At 59.0% G+C, this 16958-nt stretch carries 18 protein-coding genes and 1 other RNA gene; 12 read left to right on the forward strand and 7 right to left on the reverse strand.

The genetic code is table 11. The features are described from left to right. Positions 1–231: 231 nt before the first annotated feature. A complete protein-coding gene (locus tag ACCD02_RS19510; protein ID WP_259098334.1) occupies positions 232–666 on the reverse strand; it encodes a YhcB family protein in 435 nt (144 codons plus the stop codon). 154 nt (positions 667–820) lie between these two features. Here ACCD02_RS19510 and ACCD02_RS19515 point away from each other — a divergent pair, with 154 nt between their 5' ends. The 3 genes from ACCD02_RS19515 (at position 821) to zapE (ending at position 4014) form a co-directional block, all read left to right on the forward strand. After that, on the forward strand, positions 821–1450 hold the full coding sequence (locus tag ACCD02_RS19515) for an alpha/beta hydrolase (protein ID WP_413305250.1): 630 nt from the start codon (positions 821–823) through the stop codon (positions 1448–1450). 28 nt (positions 1451–1478) lie between these two features. Further along, positions 1479–2834, forward strand: coding sequence for a tryptophan--tRNA ligase (locus ACCD02_RS19520; RefSeq protein ID WP_413305253.1), 1356 nt, complete (start codon positions 1479–1481; stop codon positions 2832–2834). 85 nt (positions 2835–2919) lie between these two features. Then, entirely contained in the window at positions 2920–4014 is a 1095-nt protein-coding gene (gene zapE, locus ACCD02_RS19525) for a cell division protein ZapE (protein WP_413305256.1), read from the forward strand. Positions 4015–4108: 94 nt separating this feature from the next. Here the strand turns inward: zapE and ACCD02_RS19530 are convergent, their stop codons facing one another. Next, on the reverse strand, positions 4109–5005 hold the full coding sequence (locus ACCD02_RS19530) for a GlxA family transcriptional regulator (protein WP_413305426.1): 897 nt from the start codon (positions 5003–5005) through the stop codon (positions 4109–4111). Positions 5006–5393: 388 nt separating this feature from the next. Continuing rightward, entirely contained in the window at positions 5394–6431 is a 1038-nt protein-coding gene (locus tag ACCD02_RS19535) for an NADP(H)-dependent aldo-keto reductase (protein WP_413305258.1), read from the reverse strand. Between the two features lie 240 nt (positions 6432–6671). Here ACCD02_RS19535 and rplM point away from each other — a divergent pair, with 240 nt between their 5' ends. The 7 genes from rplM (at position 6672) to ACCD02_RS19570 (ending at position 11650) form a co-directional block, all read left to right on the forward strand. Beyond that, entirely contained in the window at positions 6672–7100 is a 429-nt protein-coding gene (gene rplM / locus ACCD02_RS19540) for a 50S ribosomal protein L13 (protein WP_413305261.1), read from the forward strand. Positions 7101–7114: 14 nt separating this feature from the next. Beyond that, positions 7115–7507: a 30S ribosomal protein S9 gene (rpsI, locus tag ACCD02_RS19545; RefSeq protein ID WP_259098346.1), complete on the forward strand. Its 393-nt coding sequence runs from the start codon at positions 7115–7117 to the stop codon at positions 7505–7507. Positions 7508–7785: 278 nt separating this feature from the next. Next, positions 7786–8379, forward strand: a complete 594-nt coding sequence (gene petA / locus ACCD02_RS19550) for a ubiquinol-cytochrome c reductase iron-sulfur subunit (RefSeq protein WP_413305264.1) — start codon at positions 7786–7788, stop codon at positions 8377–8379. Then, positions 8379–9590: a cytochrome b gene (locus ACCD02_RS19555; protein WP_413305267.1), complete on the forward strand. Its 1212-nt coding sequence runs from the start codon at positions 8379–8381 to the stop codon at positions 9588–9590. Before petA ends, ACCD02_RS19555 begins: the two co-directional genes overlap by 1 nt. Beyond that, positions 9590–10372, forward strand: coding sequence for a cytochrome c1 (locus ACCD02_RS19560; RefSeq protein WP_259098351.1), 783 nt, complete (start codon positions 9590–9592; stop codon positions 10370–10372). The genes ACCD02_RS19555 and ACCD02_RS19560 overlap by 1 nt, the downstream gene beginning before the upstream one ends. 229 nt (positions 10373–10601) lie before the next feature. Further along, positions 10602–11219, forward strand: a complete 618-nt coding sequence (locus tag ACCD02_RS19565) for a glutathione S-transferase N-terminal domain-containing protein (protein ID WP_413305271.1) — start codon at positions 10602–10604, stop codon at positions 11217–11219. A 17-nt stretch (positions 11220–11236) separates the two neighbouring features. Beyond that, positions 11237–11650, forward strand: a complete 414-nt coding sequence (locus tag ACCD02_RS19570) for a ClpXP protease specificity-enhancing factor (protein ID WP_413305274.1) — start codon at positions 11237–11239, stop codon at positions 11648–11650. 181 nt (positions 11651–11831) lie between these two features. Here ACCD02_RS19570 and ACCD02_RS19575 read toward each other — a convergent pair whose 3' ends face one another. From ACCD02_RS19575 to ACCD02_RS19590, 4 genes are all read right to left on the reverse strand, one after another. Then, positions 11832–12410 (reverse strand): BON domain-containing protein, encoded by a 579-nt coding sequence (locus ACCD02_RS19575; protein WP_413305276.1) that lies wholly within the window; start codon positions 12408–12410, stop codon positions 11832–11834. Beyond that, complete coding sequence (locus ACCD02_RS19580; protein ID WP_259098358.1) at positions 12407–13000, reverse strand: phosphoheptose isomerase; 594 nt, start codon at positions 12998–13000, stop codon at positions 12407–12409. Before ACCD02_RS19580 ends, ACCD02_RS19575 begins: the two co-directional genes overlap by 4 nt. 146 nt (positions 13001–13146) lie before the next feature. Further along, positions 13147–13518, reverse strand: coding sequence for a YraN family protein (locus ACCD02_RS19585; RefSeq protein WP_413305279.1), 372 nt, complete (start codon positions 13516–13518; stop codon positions 13147–13149). Beyond that, entirely contained in the window at positions 13518–15332 is a 1815-nt protein-coding gene (locus ACCD02_RS19590; protein WP_413305282.1) for a penicillin-binding protein activator, read from the reverse strand. The genes ACCD02_RS19585 and ACCD02_RS19590 overlap by 1 nt, the downstream gene beginning before the upstream one ends. A 293-nt stretch (positions 15333–15625) precedes the next feature. Here ACCD02_RS19590 and rsmI point away from each other — a divergent pair, with 293 nt between their 5' ends. After that, positions 15626–16480, forward strand: coding sequence for a 16S rRNA (cytidine(1402)-2'-O)-methyltransferase (gene rsmI / locus ACCD02_RS19595; RefSeq protein WP_413305429.1), 855 nt, complete (start codon positions 15626–15628; stop codon positions 16478–16480). 75 nt (positions 16481–16555) lie between these two features. Next, positions 16556–16913: RNase P RNA component class A (gene rnpB, locus ACCD02_RS19600), an RNA gene on the forward strand. The last annotated feature ends 45 nt before the right edge of the window (positions 16914–16958 follow it).

Here is a 16958-nt window from a genome sequence, read left to right on the forward strand (position 1 = left end):
TTTGTTTGCGGATTACGCTTTCGTTGAGTATGGAGGCTAATCCTGTGGGAGCGAATTCATTCGCGAAGAGGCCATTGAATTCGATGCATTTCTGTCGTTTGAACCAACGCCTTCGCGAATGAATTCGCTCCCACAGATCTCTCCCGCAGGTCTCTTGCGAGCGTTTGCGACCAATAAAAAACCCGCCCTTGAGCAATCAAGGGCGGGTTTTATGTGCTGCCGGTTAACGCATCACTTCTTCAAACCGTAATGCTCATCGAGCATGCCGGGGGAGTTTGGGGTCTTGGGGGCGTAGTCCTTTGGCGGCTCGGTGGTGCGCGGTGGCGTCAGGCGGTCGCGGGGCAGGGCGTTGGCCTCCGGATGCAGGGCGGCCAGCAGGCGTTGTCGGGTCAGTTCGTCCAGGGCCAGACGGTTGGCGCCCTCGGCGAGGTGTTCCTGAACGTCCTGATAGCTCTGGGACAGCTTCTGGACCAGGTTAGCCGTGCTGTTGAAGTGAGTGACCACCTCGTTCTGATAGGTATCGAAGCGCTCCTGCACATCATCCAGCTGACGCTGGGTGCTGCTTGGGGCGGCGTTGGGCAGCAGACGCGCCACGAAGAAACCGATGACAACACCGGCGACCAGGGCGATGGTCGGCAACAACCAAACTAAGAGCGAGTGTTCCACGAGTCCTTCCTCTATAAACGGCTTTGCTTTACGTTAACGGCTCGAACCTGTGCTGTATAGCCACGATGCGTCGTCGGCATGTCAGCTACAGACTTTTCCAGGCATTGCCTAGACGAGTCGATCCAATCCAAGGTCACGGAGTTCCATTGTGCTCATGCGCGAAACCCCAGTATTCATTGACGGCCCGGAAGGCCAGATCGAAGCTTTGTATCAGGATGCGAATGATGCCAAAGGCATTGCCCTGATTTGCCATCCTAACCCGATCCAGGGCGGCACCATGCTCAATAAAGTGGTGTCGACGCTGCAACGCACCGCTCGGGATGCCGGTTTGATCACCCTGCGCTTTAATTATCGCGGTGTCGGCGCCAGTGCCGGGACCTCCGTGGCCGGGCCGGGTGAGATCGAAGATGCCGTGGCAGCGGCCAAGTGGCTGCGCGAGCAACAGCCTGAGCTGCCGCTGACGCTGCTGGGCTTCTCCTTTGGTGGCTATGTGGCAGCCAACCTCGGTGGACGCCTTGAGGCGGCCGGTGAGCCGCTTGAACACCTGTTTCTGATTGCTGCTGCGGCCTCGCGCCTGCAGGATCAGAGCGTGCTGCCGCAAAACTGTCCGATCACCCTGATCCAGCCGGAAAACGACGAAGTGATCGATCCCGAGATGGTCTACGCCTGGTCGGCGGCGCTGTCGCGTCCACATGAGCTGCTGAAAGTGGCAGAATGCGGACACTTTTTTCACGGCAAGCTGACCGATCTCAAGGATCTGGTCCTGCCGCGTCTCTCGAACTGAATGCAGCCCTGACAATAAGCGATCTGCCATGACCACTCGTATCCTGACCGGCATTACCACGACCGGCACGCCTCACCTGGGCAACTACGCCGGCGCGATTCGCCCGGCCATCGTCGCCAGCCGTCGCAGTGACGCCGACTCGTTCTACTTCCTGGCCGACTATCACGCCCTGATCAAGTGCGATGACCCGCTGCGCATCCAGCGCTCGCGCCTGGAAATCGCCGCGACCTGGCTGGCGGCCGGCCTGGATGTGGAGCGCGTGACCTTCTATCGCCAGTCCGACATCCCGGAAATCCCCGAGCTGACCTGGCTGCTGACCTGTGTGGCGGCCAAGGGCCTGCTTAACCGTGCCCATGCCTACAAGGCTTCGGTGGACAAGAACGTCGAGACCGGCGAAGACCCGGACGCTGGCATCACCATGGGCCTGTACAGCTACCCGGTGCTGATGGCGGCGGACATCCTGATGTTCAACGCCCATCAGGTACCGGTCGGTCGCGACCAGATCCAGCACGTGGAAATGGCCCGTGATATCGGCCAGCGCTTCAACCACCTGTTCGGCAAGGGGCGTGAGTTCTTCGTCATGCCTGAAGCGCTGATCGAAGAGAGCGTGGCGACCCTGCCGGGCCTGGACGGGCGCAAGATGTCGAAAAGCTACGACAACACCATCCCGTTGTTCAGCAGTGCCAAGGAAATGAAGGACGCGATCTCGCGCATCGTCACCGACTCACGTGCGCCAGGTGAAGCCAAGGATCCGGACAATTCGCACCTGTTCACGCTCTATCAGGCTTTCGCCAGTGCCGAGCAGAGCGCCGAGTTTCGCGCCGACCTGTTGCAGGGCCTTGGTTGGGGCGAGGCCAAGAGCCGCCTGTTCAATCTGCTTGACGCTGACTTGAGCGAGGCACGGGACAACTACCTGCGCCTGATCGAACGCCCGGCGGACCTGGAGGATATCCTCCAGGCCGGCGCCGAAAAAGCCCGCAAGGTCGCCACGCCGTTCCTTGGTGAGTTGCGCGAAGCGGTTGGCCTGCGTTCATTCCGTAGCTCGGTGCAGAGCGCCGACAGCGGCAAGAAAAAAGCCGCCAAGGGCGCGCGCTTCGTCAGCTTCCGCGAAGAAGGCCAGTTCCTGTTCCGTCTGCTGTCGGCCGAAGGCGAGCAACTGTTGCTGTCCCGTGGTTTTGCCGATGGCAAGAGCGCCGGAGCCGTGACCAAAGCCTTGCAGGCTGAGGCTCAGGACTACGAAATCCGCGCCAATGGCGAAGGTTTCGATGTCTTCATCAAGGGCGATGATCAGGCCGTTGCTTCCACCCCGGCATTTGCCGCAGTAACCGAGCGCGAGGCCGCATTGACGGCCCTTCGTCTGGCGCTGCAGCCTAAAGGCGAATAATTCGCGGCTCGGCCCTTTGTCGGATTGCCATTCCATTGGGCCGTCGCTACAGTGACGGCCCGTTTTTGTTGCCTTGCTAACGAATATGACCCCCCTAGAACGATATCAAGCTGATCTTAAGCGTCCCGACTTCTTCCACGATGCCGCTCAGGAAACTGCAGTGCGCCATTTGCAGCGCCTGTACGACGACCTGATCGTTGCGCACAACAGCAAGCCGGGCTTGTTCGGCAAGCTGTTCGGCAAGAAAGAAGTCACGCCGGTCAAGGGCCTGTACTTCTGGGGCGGCGTGGGCCGGGGCAAGACTTACCTGGTCGACACCTTCTTCGAGGCGCTGCCTTTCGAAGAGAAGGTCCGTACTCACTTCCACCGCTTCATGAAGCGCGTGCACGAAGAGATGAAGACCCTCAAGGGCGAGCGCAACCCGCTGACCATCATCGCCAAGCGTTTTTCCGACGAAGCCCGGGTCATCTGCTTCGATGAATTCTTCGTTTCCGATATTACCGATGCCATGATCCTGGGCACCCTGATGGAAGAGCTGTTCAAGAATGGCGTGACCCTGGTCGCGACGTCGAACATCGTGCCGGACGGCCTGTACAAGGACGGCCTGCAGCGCGCGCGCTTCCTGCCGGCCATTGCCCTGATCAAACAGAACACCGACATCGTCAACGTCGACAGCGGCGTCGACTATCGCCTGCGTCACCTGGAGCAGGCCGAGCTGTTCCACTTCCCGCTCGACGAAGCGGCCGAAGAGAGCATGCGCAAGAGCTTCCGCGCCCTGACGCCGGAGTGCACCAAAGCCATCGAAAACGATGTGCTGATGATCGAGAATCGCGAGATTCGCGCCATACGTACCTGCGACGACGTCGCCTGGTTCGACTTCCGCGCTTTGTGCGATGGGCCGCGCAGCCAGAACGACTACATCGAACTGGGCAAGATCTTCCATGCCGTGCTGCTCAGCGGCGTCGAGCAGATGAGCGTCAGCACCGACGACATCGCCCGTCGCTTCATCAACATGGTCGACGAATTCTACGACCGCAACGTCAAGCTGATCATCTCGGCGGAAGTGGAACTCAAGGACCTGTACAGCGGCGGGCGCCTGAACTTCGAGTTCCAGCGCACCCTGAGCCGCCTGCTGGAAATGCAGTCCCACGAGTTTCTGGCGCGGGCGCATAAGCCCTGACGGGAGCAGCAAGCTTCAAGCTATAAGCTACAAGAGGTATGTGTGCGAAGCCTCTTGCAGCTTGAGGCTTGCAGCTTGCAGCTTGCAGCTGCGTCTATGCCGCCTGCTGAAACTGCTGCCGATACTGATTCGGCGACAGCTCGGTATGCTGGCGAAACAGCCGGGCAAAGAAGCTGGCGTCGTCGTAGCCCACTTCGTAACTGATGGTCTTGATGCTCTTGCGCGTGCCGGACAGCAGGCCCTTGGCGGTTTCGATACGCAGGCGCTGCAGGTAGTGCAGTGGCTTGTCACCGGTGGCGGTCTGGAAGCGGCGCATGAAGTTGCGAATGCTCATGCCGTGTTCCCGGGCCACATCCTCGAAACGAAACTTGTCGGCGAAGTGTTCTTCCAGCCAGTGCTGGATTTGCAGGATGATCACGTCCTGATGCAGCTTTTGCCCACCGAACCCCATCCGTCCCGGCGCATAGTTGCGCTGAACCTCATACAGAATGTCCCGTGCGACCGCTTGGGCCACGTTGGCGCCGCAGAACCGTTCGATCAGGTAGATATAGAGGTCGCAGGCTGAAGTCGTGCCGCCAGCGCAGTACAGGTTGTCGGCATCGGTCAGGTGTTTTTCCTGATTGAGCAGCACTTTCGGGAAGCGCTGGGCGAACTCGTCGAAAAAACGCCAGTAGGTGGTCGCTTCCTTGCCGTCGAGCAGGCCGGTTTCGGCCAGCCAGAATACGCCGCTGGCTTCGCCGCAGAGCACCGCGCCTCGGGCGTGTTGCTCGCGCAGCCAGGGCAGTATCTGCGGGTAGCGTTTGTTCAGGGCGTCGAAATCGTCCCAGAAGGCCGGTATCACGATGATATCGGTATTGCCCAGGTCACCCTCGACCGGCATCACCACATCGCTGAAGCTGCGCACAGGGAGGCCGCCGGGGCTGACCAGGCGAGTCTCGAAGGCAGGGACGCGCCCCTGGCCGAGCTGGCGGCTATAGCGCAGGCTGGCCAGATGGAAAAAATCCTTGGCCTGCATCAGGGTGGAGGCAAACACTCCATCGATGGCCAGGATGCTGACACGCCGCAGGGGCGTGGTCGTTTGGATTGACATGATCTTTTGTTCTTATATGGGAAAGTGGTCAACTAGCGGCTGGATCGTCTTATTTTTTGGCGGATGTGTCCAGTGTCGATGTAAGCGGGGATGATGGAGAAATCGGTGGGCGCGATTTGTGGGGGGTACTTGTGGGAGCGAATTCATTCGCGAAGGCGGCAATTCAGGCGATCAATGTGCATGAATTGCTACGCCCTCTTCGCGAATGATTCGCTCCCACAGAATTTGCTCCTGCAGATTCGCTCCTGAAAAAACCGAACAACGTACAGATAGTTATGCGGACTCTGGTCTACGGCGCCGGATTCGGCTGATCCTTGTGGATCGCTTCGATAGCGGCCAGGACGTCTTCGGATAGCACCAGATCAGCGCTGGCCAGGTTGCTGTCGAGTTGCTCCATAGTGGTGGCGCCGATGATGTTGCTGGTCACGAACGGCTGCTGGGTGACGAAGGCCAGGGCCATTTGCGCCGGGTCCAGGCCGAATTCACGAGCCAGGGCAACGTAGCGGCTGCAGGCGGCTTCCGATTGCGGATTGAAGTAGCGGGTGAAGCGGCTGTAGAGGCTCAGGCGGCCCTTGGGCGGACGTGCGCCACCTTCGTACTTGCCTGACAGCATGCCGAAGGCCATTGGCGAATAGGCCAGCAAGCCGCATTGCTCGCGAATGGCGATTTCAGCCAGACCGACTTCGAACGAGCGGTTGAGCAGGTTGTAGGGGTTCTGGATCGACGCAACGCGCGGCCAGCCGCGGCTTTCGGCCAGTTGCAGGAATTTCATGGTGCCCCACGGCGTTTCGTTGGACAGGCCGACGTGGCGGATTTTGCCAGCCTTGACCTGCTCGTCCAGCGCCTCGAGGATTTCCTCGATGGGGGTGAAGTCCTCGTCCTTGTGGGTGTAACCCAGCTTGCCGAAGAAGTTGGTGCTGCGCTCCGGCCAGTGCAGTTGGTAGAGGTCCAGATAGTCGGTCTGCAGACGCTTGAGGCTGGCGTCGAGGGCGGCGACGATATGCTCGCGGTTGTGCTTGAGGCTGCCGCCGCGAATGTAGTCGATGCCATTGCCGGGGCCGGCGATCTTGCTGGCCAGGATCCAGTCGGCGCGATCCTTGTTGTGCTTGAACCAGTTGCCGATGATGCGCTCGGTGCTGGCGTAGGTTTCAGCCTTGGGTGGGACCGGATACATCTCCGCCGTGTCGAGGAAATTGATACCGGCTGACTTTGCGCGCTCGATCTGAGCGAAAGCCTCGGACTCGCTGTTTTGCTCGCCCCAGGTCATGGTGCCGAGGCAGATTGCACTGACATTGAGGTCGGTTCTGCCCAGTTGGCGGTAGTCCATTTGGATCTCCTCTGAAAAAGAACCATAAAAGCAGGTTGAAATTTTTTTCGCAATCTGCATAATTCCGCGTCTCTTTGTCGTGGGAGTGATGCCCCGCGACTCAAGATACCGCTGCGATCGAACGCGCTGACCCGAGCCCCCTATAGCGTTCGTGCCCGGCGGCCTTTGACTTGTCAAAGACCGTACTAATGAGTATGCTCCGCCGTCTATTTTTCAGGGCGGCCCTTGAGGCTATAAAGAATGAAAACTTTTACCGCTAAACCGGAAACAGTAAAGCGCGACTGGTTCGTCGTCGACGCTGCTGGTCAGACCCTGGGTCGTCTGGCCACCGAAATCGCGAGCCGTCTGCGTGGCAAGCACAAACCGGAATACACTCCGCACGTTGACACCGGCGACTACATCGTCGTTATCAATGCTGAGCAGATCCGTGTTACCGGTGCCAAGACCACCGACAAGATCTACTACTCTCACTCCGGTTTTCCGGGCGGGATCAAGTCGATCAACTTTGAAAAGCTGATCGACAAAGCTCCTGAGCGCGTGATCGAGACCGCGGTAAAAGGCATGCTGCCTAAGAACCCGCTGGGTCGCGACATGTATCGTAAGCTGAAAGTCTATGCGGGCGCTGCACACCCTCATACTGCTCAGCAGCCCCAAGAACTGAAGTTTTAACGGAATAGTTCATTATGTCGGCGACTCAAAATTACGGCACTGGCCGTCGCAAGACTGCAACCGCACGCGTTTTCCTGCGTCCGGGCACTGGCAACATCTCCATCAACAACCGCTCGCTGGATAATTTCTTCGGCCGCGAAACTGCCCGCATGGTAGTTCGTCAGCCACTGGAATTGACCGAGACTGTTGAGAAATTCGACATCTACGTTACCGTCATCGGCGGCGGTGTCAGTGGTCAAGCTGGCGCAATCCGCCACGGTATCACTCGCGCTCTGATGCAATACGACGAGACCTTGCGCGGCGCACTGCGTAAAGCAGGCTACGTCACTCGTGATGCTCGTGAAGTTGAACGTAAGAAAGTCGGTCTGCGTAAAGCGCGTAAGCGTCCGCAGTACTCGAAGCGTTAATTCGCTTCTTCGTTCAAAAAAGAACGCCCAGCCTCTTCGGAGCTGGGCGTTTTTTTATGCCTGCCTTTTGTGCGTCTATTATTGCTGGGGCCGCGTGTGACAACGTGACTCATCGGTGCAAACCCCGAAATACAAGGCTTTTAGCTTTTGCATTGATCTAAGTCCCTTGTTTGTGCAGGGTTATCTCACTACCATTCGGCAGAATTTTTTTTAAGCTAAATCTTTAGTTAAGTAGACGCCTGATTTAACAGGCCACAAAGCTGATGGGAGAGGACGGAATGAGCAAAGACGGCGTGAATGCAGGCCGACGCCGCTTCCTCGTGGCAGCCACCTCGGTGGTTGGCGCGGCGGGAGCGGTGGGGGCTGCGGTCCCGTTCGTAGGGTCATGGTTTCCCAGCGCCAAGGCGAAAGCCGCGGGCGCACCGGTAAAGGTGAATATCAGCAAGGTTGAACCAGGGCAGCAGATGATTGCTGAATGGCGGGGCCAGCCGGTTTTCATTGTTCGCCGCACACCGGAAATTCTGAGCAATCTTGGCAAGATCACGGGCCAGCTGTCCGACCCGCAATCCAAGAATTCTGTTCAGCCTGCCTACGTTGACCCGGTAGTACGCTCCATCAAGCCAGAGATTCTTCTGCTGATCGGCATTTGCACCCATTTGGGCTGCTCGCCTACCTTTCGTCCGGAAGTTGCTCCCGCCGATTTGGGCAAGGATTGGGTCGGGGGGTATTTCTGCCCTTGCCACGGTTCCCACTACGACCTGGCCGGCCGAGTCTACAAGGCCCAGCCTGCCCCCCTGAACCTGCCAGTGCCGCCGCATTCCTATGAGTCGGACAATATTATTGTCATTGGCGTCGATAAGGAGAACGCGTAATGAGCAAGTTCATGGATTGGGTGGACGCCCGCTTCCCTGCCACCAAAATGTGGGAAGACCATCTCAGCAAGTATTACGCGCCGAAAAATTTCAACTTCTTCTATTTCTTCGGCTCCCTGGCCCTGCTGGTGCTGGTCAATCAGATCGTTACCGGTGTCTGGCTGACCATGAGCTACACGCCTTCGGCCGAAGAAGCCTTTGCGTCCGTCGAATACATCATGCGTGACGTCGAGTACGGCTCGATCCTGCGCTTGCTGCACTCCACGGGGGCGTCGGCGTTCTTTATCGTGGTCTACCTGCATATGTTCCGTGGCCTGCTCTACGGCTCGTACCAGAAGCCGCGAGAGCTGGTGTGGATATTCGGCATGCTGATCTACCTGGCGCTGATGGCTGAAGCCTTCATGGGCTACCTGCTGCCTTGGGGGCAGATGTCCTACTGGGGAGCTCAGGTGATCATTTCGCTGTTCGGTGCCATCCCGGTGATCGGCGGCGATCTGACTCAGTGGATCCGCGGCGACTACCTGATTTCCGGCATTACCCTGAACCGCTTCTTTGCGTTGCATGTGATTGCCTTGCCAATCGTTGTTCTGGGTCTCGTCGTCCTGCACATTCTGGCGCTGCACGAAGTCGGTTCGAACAACCCTGACGGCGTCGATATCAAGAAGCACAAGGACGAAAACGGCATCCCGCTGGACGGTATTCCGTTCCATCCGTACTACACCGTGAAGGACATCGTCGGTGTAGTCGTGTTCCTGTTTATCTTCTGCTCAATTGTGTTCTTCTTCCCGGAAATGGGCGGCTATTTCCTCGAAAAACCTAACTTCGAGGTGGCTAACGCATTCAAGACGCCTGAGCACATTGCGCCTGTCTGGTACTTCACACCGTTCTACGCAATCCTGCGCGCCATCCCTGACAAGCTCATGGGCGTGATGGCCATGGGGGCTTCGATTGCTGTGCTGTTCGTCCTGCCATGGCTTGATCGCAGCCCGGTCAAATCCATGCGTTACAAGGGCTGGCTGAGCAAGATCTGGCTGTTGGTGTTCTGTGTCGCCTTCGTGATTCTCGGGATTCTCGGGGTTCTGCCGCCGACACCGGAACGTACGCTGGTCTCGCAGATCTGCACCTTCCTTTATTTCGCCTACTTCATTCTGATGCCGTTCTACACCCGGCTCGAGAAGACCAAACCGGTTCCAGAAAGGGTGACTGGCTGATGAAAAAGCTCTTTGCTGTGTTGATTCTCGCTGCTCTGCCAATGTTGTCTTTCGCCGCCGAGCATGGCGGTCCGGAGCTGGAAAAGGTCGATATCGATGTCTCTGACAAGGCCGCCATGCAGGACGGTGCGCGGACCTTCGCCAACTACTGCATGGGCTGTCACAGCGCCAAGTTCCAGCGTTATGAGCGGGTTGCCGACGATCTGGGGATTCCCCATGACGTCATGCTCGACAAGCTGGTATTCACCGGCGCCAAGATTGGCGACCACATGAGCATCGGCATGCAGCCAGCCGACGCCAAGGCCTGGTTCGGCGCTGCGCCGCCTGACCTGACCCTGGTGGCGCGTGTGCGTGGCACTGACTGGCTGTATGGCTATCTGCGTTCGTTCTATGAAGACCCGTCCCGCCCATGGGGTGTGAACAACAAGGTCTTCCCGAACGTCGGCATGCCCAACGTCCTGGCCGGCCTTCAGGGTCGCCAGGTGGTCGGTTGCAAACAGGTTCAGGTAGTAGACGACGGCAAGAAACAATATGACCCATTGACCGGTGCGCCGCTGACTCACGAATCCTGTGATCAGCTGACCATCGTGCCGAAAAGTGGCAGCCTGACCGAGGAGCAGTTCGACGAGAAGGTCAAGAATCTGGTGACCTTCCTCGCTTACTCGGCCAATCCGGTCAAGCTTGAACACCAGCGTATCGGCACCTACGTGCTGCTGTATCTGGCTTTCTTCTTTGTTTTCGCCTACCTGCTCAAGCGCGAATACTGGAAGGATGTGCACTGACAGAACGCTGAATCCGCTGTCTGCGAACGCGCCCCCGGGCGCCTCTTTCAGGTAGCGATTGCGGGGCGAGTATAGTGGCGGTTACAAGATTGCGAATTTACTTGCGGTAAATGAGCTATCTTGTCGGCCGCGATGACTACACGCCTTGGCGCAGTCGTTATCGGGAGGCGTCCCTGGGGCGTTTTCGTTTCCGTAAATCCGATAAATTTAACAAGCGAGGAGGATCGCCATGGGCGTGACCAACCGGTTGGCCTGCTACTCCGACCCCGCCGACCACTATTCCCATCGCGTGCGCATCGTGCTCGCCGAGAAAGGTGTCAGCGCCGAGATCATTGATGTGGAGGCGGGCCGTCATCCGCCTAAATTGATCGAGGTGAACCCGTATGGCAGCGTGCCAACCCTGGTCGATCGTGATCTGGCGTTGTACGAGTCGACGGTCGTGATGGAATACCTGGATGAGCGTTATCCGCACCCACCGCTGTTGCCGGTTTATCCGGTGGCGCGTGCCAACAGTCGTTTGCTGATCCATCGGATCCAGCGCGACTGGTGTGGGCTTGTGGATCTGATTCTGAATCCGCGCAGTAAAGAGTCCGAACGTGTGCAGGCCCGCAAGGAGCTGCGCGAAAGCCTGACCGGTGTCTCGCCGCTGTTCCAGGAAAAGCCTTTTTTCCTCAGTGACGAGCAAAGTCTGGTCGATTGCTGTCTATTACCCATACTCTGGCGTTTGCCCATTCTGGGTATCGAGTTGCCACGGCCGGCAAAGCCGTTGCTTGACTATATGGAGCGCCAATTTGCACGAGAGGCATTCCGGACAAGTCTGTCTGGTGTCGAACGTGACATGCGCTAAGGCTTAAGGAGCCGTTGATGAACTCCAGTCGCCCTTATCTGATTCGTGCTCTTTATGAGTGGATCGTCGATAACGATTGCACCCCGCATATGCTGGTCAATGCGGAATACCCATCGGTTCAGGTCCCACAGGGCTTTGCCAATGATGGCCAGATTGTCCTGAACGTTTCGCCCAGCGCGGTGCGTCATCTGCACATGGACAACGAGGCTGTGAGCTTTGAGGGGCGCTTCGGTGGTGTGCCGCACACCCTGTATGTGCCTACAGGTTCAATCCTGGGGATTTATGCCCGGGAGAATGGCCAGGGCATGGTCTTCGATCTGGAGCCGCCCATGGGCGATGAGGATGACGAAGTCGATATCGATGACTCGACCCCGCCCGATGATGAGCCGCCACGCCCGTCCGGCAGGCCGAGCCTGAAGGTAGTGAAATAAAAGAGGCGACCTTCGGGTCGCCTTCTTTTTTGTTGTATTGGATCTGCGGATGTCGCGCGGTCATGAGTAAACAGGGGCTGTAGGAGCTGCCGAAGGCTGCGAATGGGTCTGTCAGATACACTGCTTTCGCAGCCTTCGGCAGCTCCTGCAACTCAATCGGCAGCAAGCCGGCTCCCACGAATCAATCGATATATTCGAACAGCTTGACGATCTTCTGCACGCCGGACACACCCTGTACCAGTGCCGTAGCCTGGTTGGCTTCTGCCTGGGTCACCAGACCCAGCAGGTAGACGATACCGTTCTCGGTCACCACCTTGATGCGCGAGCCGGGAATGCTGGCGTCGGTGAGCATCTGGCTCTTGATCTTGGTGGTCAGCCAGGCGTCGTTGTTGCGCGCCAGCAGAGAGGAGGGTTCCAGCACCTGCAGTTCGTTGTTGACCTTCTTCACTCGTTGCACCTGACCGGCGGCCTGTTCGGCCATGGCCTTGAGGTCGGCGCGCGGAGTCTGGCCGGCGAGCAGGACGATGCCGTTGTAGCTGCTCACGACGATGTGCGAGTTCTGGTCCAGGTCAGGGCTGGCCTTGGCCACGTTGACCGCAACTTTGGTTTCGATCAATGAGTCATCGATCTTGCTGCCCAGGGTACGGGTGCCGCGATCGTCCTCAATGGGAGACTCGCGGGTCGCGGTAATAACCGAGCTGCATCCACTGATGCTCAGGCACAGCGTCAAGGCCAGCAGGCTAAGGCGATTAGGGGTCATTCTTCACTCCCGAACAGTTGGCTGTCGATCAGATCGCAGAGGCAATGGATCGCCAGCAGGTGGACTTCTTGAATTCGTGCGGTGACCTTGGCCGGTACGCGGATTTCCACGTCCTCGGGCAACAGCAGGGACGCCATGTCGCCACCATCGCGACCGGTCAATGCTACGACAATCATTTCACGATCATGTGCGGCCTGGATCGCTTGAATAATGTTGGCCGAGTTACCGCTGGTAGAGATAGCCAGCAGGACGTCGCCGGGCTGGCCCAGGGCGCGGATCTGCTTGGAGAACACTTCGTTGTAGCTGTAGTCGTTGGCAATCGAGGTAATGGTCGAGCTGTCGGTGGTCAGGGCAATGGCCGGCAGGCTCGGACGCTCACGCTCGAAGCGGTTGAGCAGCTCCGAAGAGAAGTGTTGCGCGTCACCGGCCGATCCACCATTGCCGCATGAAAGCATCTTGCCCTCGTTGAGCAGGGCATTGACCATGACCTGGCTGGCCTGCTCGATGTAGGGGGCGAGGACTTCCATGGCCTGCTGCTTGGTGTCGATGCTGGCCTGGAAAAGCTGGCGAATTCGGGATTGCATGTCCATCTGGGTGACCTTAAGTAGAGGCTGCGGCCGGTAGGGGAGCGTTCTGAGGGTTCAGCGGCTTCCCGGCACAGAACTGTGCAGCCCGCATAACAAAGAGCAAAATCGGTATCTGGGTAGTGCCTGGTATCGCGCTGTGCAGCGGTGTATCAACTGTCGAAGGCGTTTTTCAGCCAGTGCAGCGGAGCGTCGGGGCCAGGATCACCCTCGATTGCCACCACGTCGAAACGACAGGGGTGCTGGTTCCAGCGCGGTTCCTTCTGTAAAAAAAATTGCGCGGCAAGAATCAGCTTTTCCTGTTTGCGCCGATCCACGCTTTCTCGCGCGCCGCCCCAGCCTGCATGGCGCCGGTAGCGAACTTCGACGAATACTACTGTATCGCCGTCGAGCATGACCAGATCGAGCTCACCTCGTTTGCACGACCAGTTTTGCGTGATCGTCTGCAAACCCTGTTGCTGTAAATACAGCAGGGCGAAAGTTTCAGCCTCTCGCCCTGCGGTCTTGCGGGTATTGCCTGTCATCAAGGAGTGGTGTTCGGCAGGCGCTGGATCTTGCCATCGACGAATTTGGCCCACGGCAGCTGACGTTCGACGCGGCGGCTCGGGTTCAGGCTGAGGCTGCCGGACAGGCCTTCAATGCGGCTGTCAGGCAACGCCTTGAGCTGATCCAGGCGCGGTGCCAGACGCCAGGCATCGACACCCATGGCATACAGGCGGCCAAGCGGGCCTGCGGCTTGCGGCCATTGTGAGATGACCTGGGCGCGCAGCGGATCCTCGGCATTGAGCAGCCAAGGCGTCTCACAGAACATCACGCCATTGAGGTCGGCGTACTGGGCCTGGTCGTTGCTGTTGGTGAACAGGTGCGACGTGGCATAGACCGGAACATCGCCTGCGTACTGGAAGACCATGGTCGGTTTGATCTGTTGTGCCTGCTGCGGTGTGGCGGCAAGGAACATGAAATCGATGTCCTGGCGGCGCGACGGCTGGGCGGCGACGGCGGCACCGGTGGTGCTCTGCAGGCGCTGGGCACGGCCTTCGCTATTGCGCAGCTGGAACAGTTCGGCGATCTGCTGAGCCAGTGCTACCGGCTGGTCGACGTGTTCGGCGGCGATCAGCTTGCCACCCTTGGCTTGCCAGCTCTGACGGAATGCATCGAGAACGCGATCACCCCATTCGCCTTTCGGCACCATGGCCACGGCGCTGCGCTTGCCGTCGGCCCAGGCACGACGGGCGACTTCCCGGGCTTCGTCTTCGGCAGCGAGGCCGAACTGGAACAGCTGCGGCGGGCCGTCAGTGTTGGAATCGCTGTAGTTGAGCGCCAGGGTAGTGATCGGCAGGCTTGGGCGGCTGGCCAGTTGCTTGACCAGCGGTTTTTCCAGCGGGCCGACGACCAGTTGCACACCGGCGGCCTTGGCCTGGCGATAGAACTCGTCGACGTTATTGATGCGCGAGCTGTCGAAGACCTGAATCGATGGCGGCTTCTGTCCGGCCTGTTCGGCCTGGAAGTGCGCGGCCATGAAGCCGTCACGCAGCGCTTTTGCTACCGAAGCCAGGGAGCCTTCCTGCGGCAGCAGCAGGGCGATCTTGGTCAGGGGTTCGCTGGTCAGGGCGCGCAGTTGCGCCAGGGTGGTCGGCAGTTGTTGGGCGGCCGGGTGCTTCGGGTGCTGGGCTTTCCAGGTATCGATGGCCGCCTGTTGCTGCTCCAGGGTGCCGGCCTGCTTGATGCCGCGAGCCAGGCTCAGCCAGCCGCCGAGGTCGTCATCGGCAGTACTTTGCAGTTGGTCCAGGGGCAGGGCCGCAACCGACGCCCAGATCGCGTCGTTGTTGCTTGCCAATGGCTGGCCTTGCAGCAGTGGGCCGGTCATGACGCGTTCGCGGATGGCTGCCATGGTCTGGCCATTGGCTTCAAAGGTGCGAGCCATGGTCATATGGGTGCGAATCTGCTGTTCAACCGGCAGTTCGGCCAGACGTTGCAGGCTCGGATGGCTCAAGGCGGCGAGTGCCGCCTGGGGCTGGTTGCGACCCAGCGCCAGTTCCGCAGCCAGGGTGCTGGCGAAGATCTGTTGTGCGGGCTTGAGCTGATCCAGTTGCACCTGGGCCAGGATCTGTGCAGCGCGGCCGGGGTTGTTTTGCTGGTTGGCCAGGTCGGCGGCGCTCAATCTGAGCAGTGCGGCCTGGTCCGCAGTCTTGGCTGTCGAAGCCTGATCGAGCAGTTGCTCGATGCTGGCATCGGGGGTGCGAGGCAGTTCACCAAGGCTGGACGAAGGTGAACCGGCGCAAGCTACCAACAGGGCAGCAAGGCAGAGGGCAGAGAACAGCCGCAAGCTAGCGATCATGTATATGTTCCTGATACTCGAGCAAATTAGCGGGGAATTGTACCCAAGCACTGGCCGGGGCGCGACGTTAGTGGCGTTTAAAGCGGTGATATAAGTCGCAGACCGGGATTTGCCCGAGCAATTGCGGAGGTTTTCTTTTGTTTCAAGTAGAGATAACGCGCTTCAATCATGATCTTGCTCCTTGTTACGGCCTGGCGTGTCCTTGTAGCAGCAGCTTAGCCTGTACAATGCCGATTCTTCTTTAAACACATGGCTACAGCCATTGAGGTGGCGTTTTGACTGCTACAGGTGCTTTGAATTCCACGACCGGTTCGCTTTATGTGGTGGCCACACCCATTGGCAATCTGGATGACATGAGCGTTCGGGCCCTGAAGGTACTGCGCGAGGTGGCCTTGATCGCCGCTGAAGATACCCGGCACTCGTTACGTTTGATGCAACACTTTGGTATCGCCACGCCATTGGCCGCCTGTCATGAGCACAATGAGCGGGACGAGGGCAGCCGCTTTATTGCGCGTCTGCTGGCGGGCGATGACGTCGCGTTGATTTCCGATGCCGGTACGCCGCTGATTTCCGATCCGGGCTATCACCTGGTGCGCCAGGCGCGGGCGGCGGGGATTCCAGTGGTGCCGGTGCCAGGCGCCTGTGCGTTGATCGCCGCGCTGTCGGCGGCCGGTTTGCCCTCGGACCGCTTCATTTTCGAAGGTTTCCTGCCCGCCAAGGCGGTGGGGCGTCGCGCGCGCCTGGAATTGCTCAAGGAAGAACCGCGCACCCTGATCTTCTATGAGGCGCCCCATCGCATCCTTGAATGTCTGCAGGATCTGGAAGAGGTCTTCGGCGGTGAGCGTCCGGCAGTGCTGGGTCGCGAGCTGACCAAGACGTTCGAGACGCTCAAGGGATTGCCGTTGGCCCAGTTGCGCGCCTTTGTCGAAGCCGACAGCAATCAGCAGCGCGGCGAATGCGTGGTGTTGGTGGCGGGTTGGTCGGAGCCTGAGGGCGAAGATGTTATCGGCACCGAAGCGCGGCGCATTCTTGATCTGCTGCTTGAGGAGATGCCCCTCAAGCGTGCGGCGGCCCTGGCGGCGCAGATTACCGGCGTACGCAAGAATCTGCTTTACCAGGTCGCGCTGGACAAGCAAAAGCCTGAGTAAGCAGCTGTAACGAAACGGTAATGAACGGAGTAAAAGCTTGTCCTGAAGCCTTGGTGTCGATACCCTTGGCGGCGGAGAGTCGATTGGACAGTCGCTGCCCCTTTTGGTTCGCCATTTAGGGGGGGAGGAAAGTCCGGGCTCCATAGGGCAGAGTGCCAGGTAACGCCTGGGAGGCGCGAGCCTACGGAAAGTGCCACAGAAAATAACCGCCTAAGCGCTTCGGCGCCGGTAAGGGTGAAAAGGTGCGGTAAGAGCGCACCGCGCGACTGGCAACAGTTCGTGGCTAGGCAAACCCCACTCGGAGCAAGACCAAATAGGGTTCCTAGGCGTGGCCCGCGCTGGAACCGGGTAGGTTGCTAAAGACGTCCAGTGATGGCCGTCGTAGAGGAATGACTGTCCTCGACAGAACCCGGCTTACAGATCGACTCTCCACCTTTCCCTTCTTTCTGTTTTTCCAAAGCAGAAGCGCTCGTCGGTA

Origin of the sequence: Pseudomonas sp. Pseusp88, assembly GCF_047303955.1 — a bacterium.
In the GTDB taxonomy this organism is placed as follows: Bacteria; Pseudomonadota; Gammaproteobacteria; order Pseudomonadales; family Pseudomonadaceae; genus Aquipseudomonas.

Excerpts from the sequence above, each read along its gene's own strand:
- ACCD02_RS19515 (WP_413305250.1), top strand. The coding sequence starts at position 821 with ATGCGCGAAACCCCAGTATTCATTGACGGCCCGGAAGGCCAGATCGAA.
- ACCD02_RS19520 (WP_413305253.1), top strand. The coding sequence starts at position 1,479 with ATGACCACTCGTATCCTGACCGGCATTACCACGACCGGCACGCCTCAC.
- zapE (WP_413305256.1), top strand. The coding sequence starts at position 2,920 with ATGACCCCCCTAGAACGATATCAAGCTGATCTTAAGCGTCCCGACTTC.
- ACCD02_RS19535 (WP_413305258.1), bottom strand. The coding sequence starts at position 6,431 with ATGGACTACCGCCAACTGGGCAGAACCGACCTCAATGTCAGTGCAATC.
- rplM (WP_413305261.1), top strand. The coding sequence starts at position 6,672 with ATGAAAACTTTTACCGCTAAACCGGAAACAGTAAAGCGCGACTGGTTC.
- rpsI (WP_259098346.1), top strand. The coding sequence starts at position 7,115 with ATGTCGGCGACTCAAAATTACGGCACTGGCCGTCGCAAGACTGCAACC.
- petA (WP_413305264.1), top strand. The coding sequence starts at position 7,786 with ATGAGCAAAGACGGCGTGAATGCAGGCCGACGCCGCTTCCTCGTGGCA.
- ACCD02_RS19555 (WP_413305267.1), top strand. The coding sequence starts at position 8,379 with ATGAGCAAGTTCATGGATTGGGTGGACGCCCGCTTCCCTGCCACCAAA.
- ACCD02_RS19560 (WP_259098351.1), top strand. The coding sequence starts at position 9,590 with ATGAAAAAGCTCTTTGCTGTGTTGATTCTCGCTGCTCTGCCAATGTTG.
- ACCD02_RS19565 (WP_413305271.1), top strand. The coding sequence starts at position 10,602 with ATGGGCGTGACCAACCGGTTGGCCTGCTACTCCGACCCCGCCGACCAC.
- ACCD02_RS19570 (WP_413305274.1), top strand. The coding sequence starts at position 11,237 with ATGAACTCCAGTCGCCCTTATCTGATTCGTGCTCTTTATGAGTGGATC.
- ACCD02_RS19575 (WP_413305276.1), bottom strand. The coding sequence starts at position 12,410 with ATGACCCCTAATCGCCTTAGCCTGCTGGCCTTGACGCTGTGCCTGAGC.
- ACCD02_RS19580 (WP_259098358.1), bottom strand. The coding sequence starts at position 13,000 with ATGGACATGCAATCCCGAATTCGCCAGCTTTTCCAGGCCAGCATCGAC.
- ACCD02_RS19585 (WP_413305279.1), bottom strand. The coding sequence starts at position 13,518 with ATGACAGGCAATACCCGCAAGACCGCAGGGCGAGAGGCTGAAACTTTC.
- ACCD02_RS19590 (WP_413305282.1), bottom strand. The coding sequence starts at position 15,332 with ATGATCGCTAGCTTGCGGCTGTTCTCTGCCCTCTGCCTTGCTGCCCTG.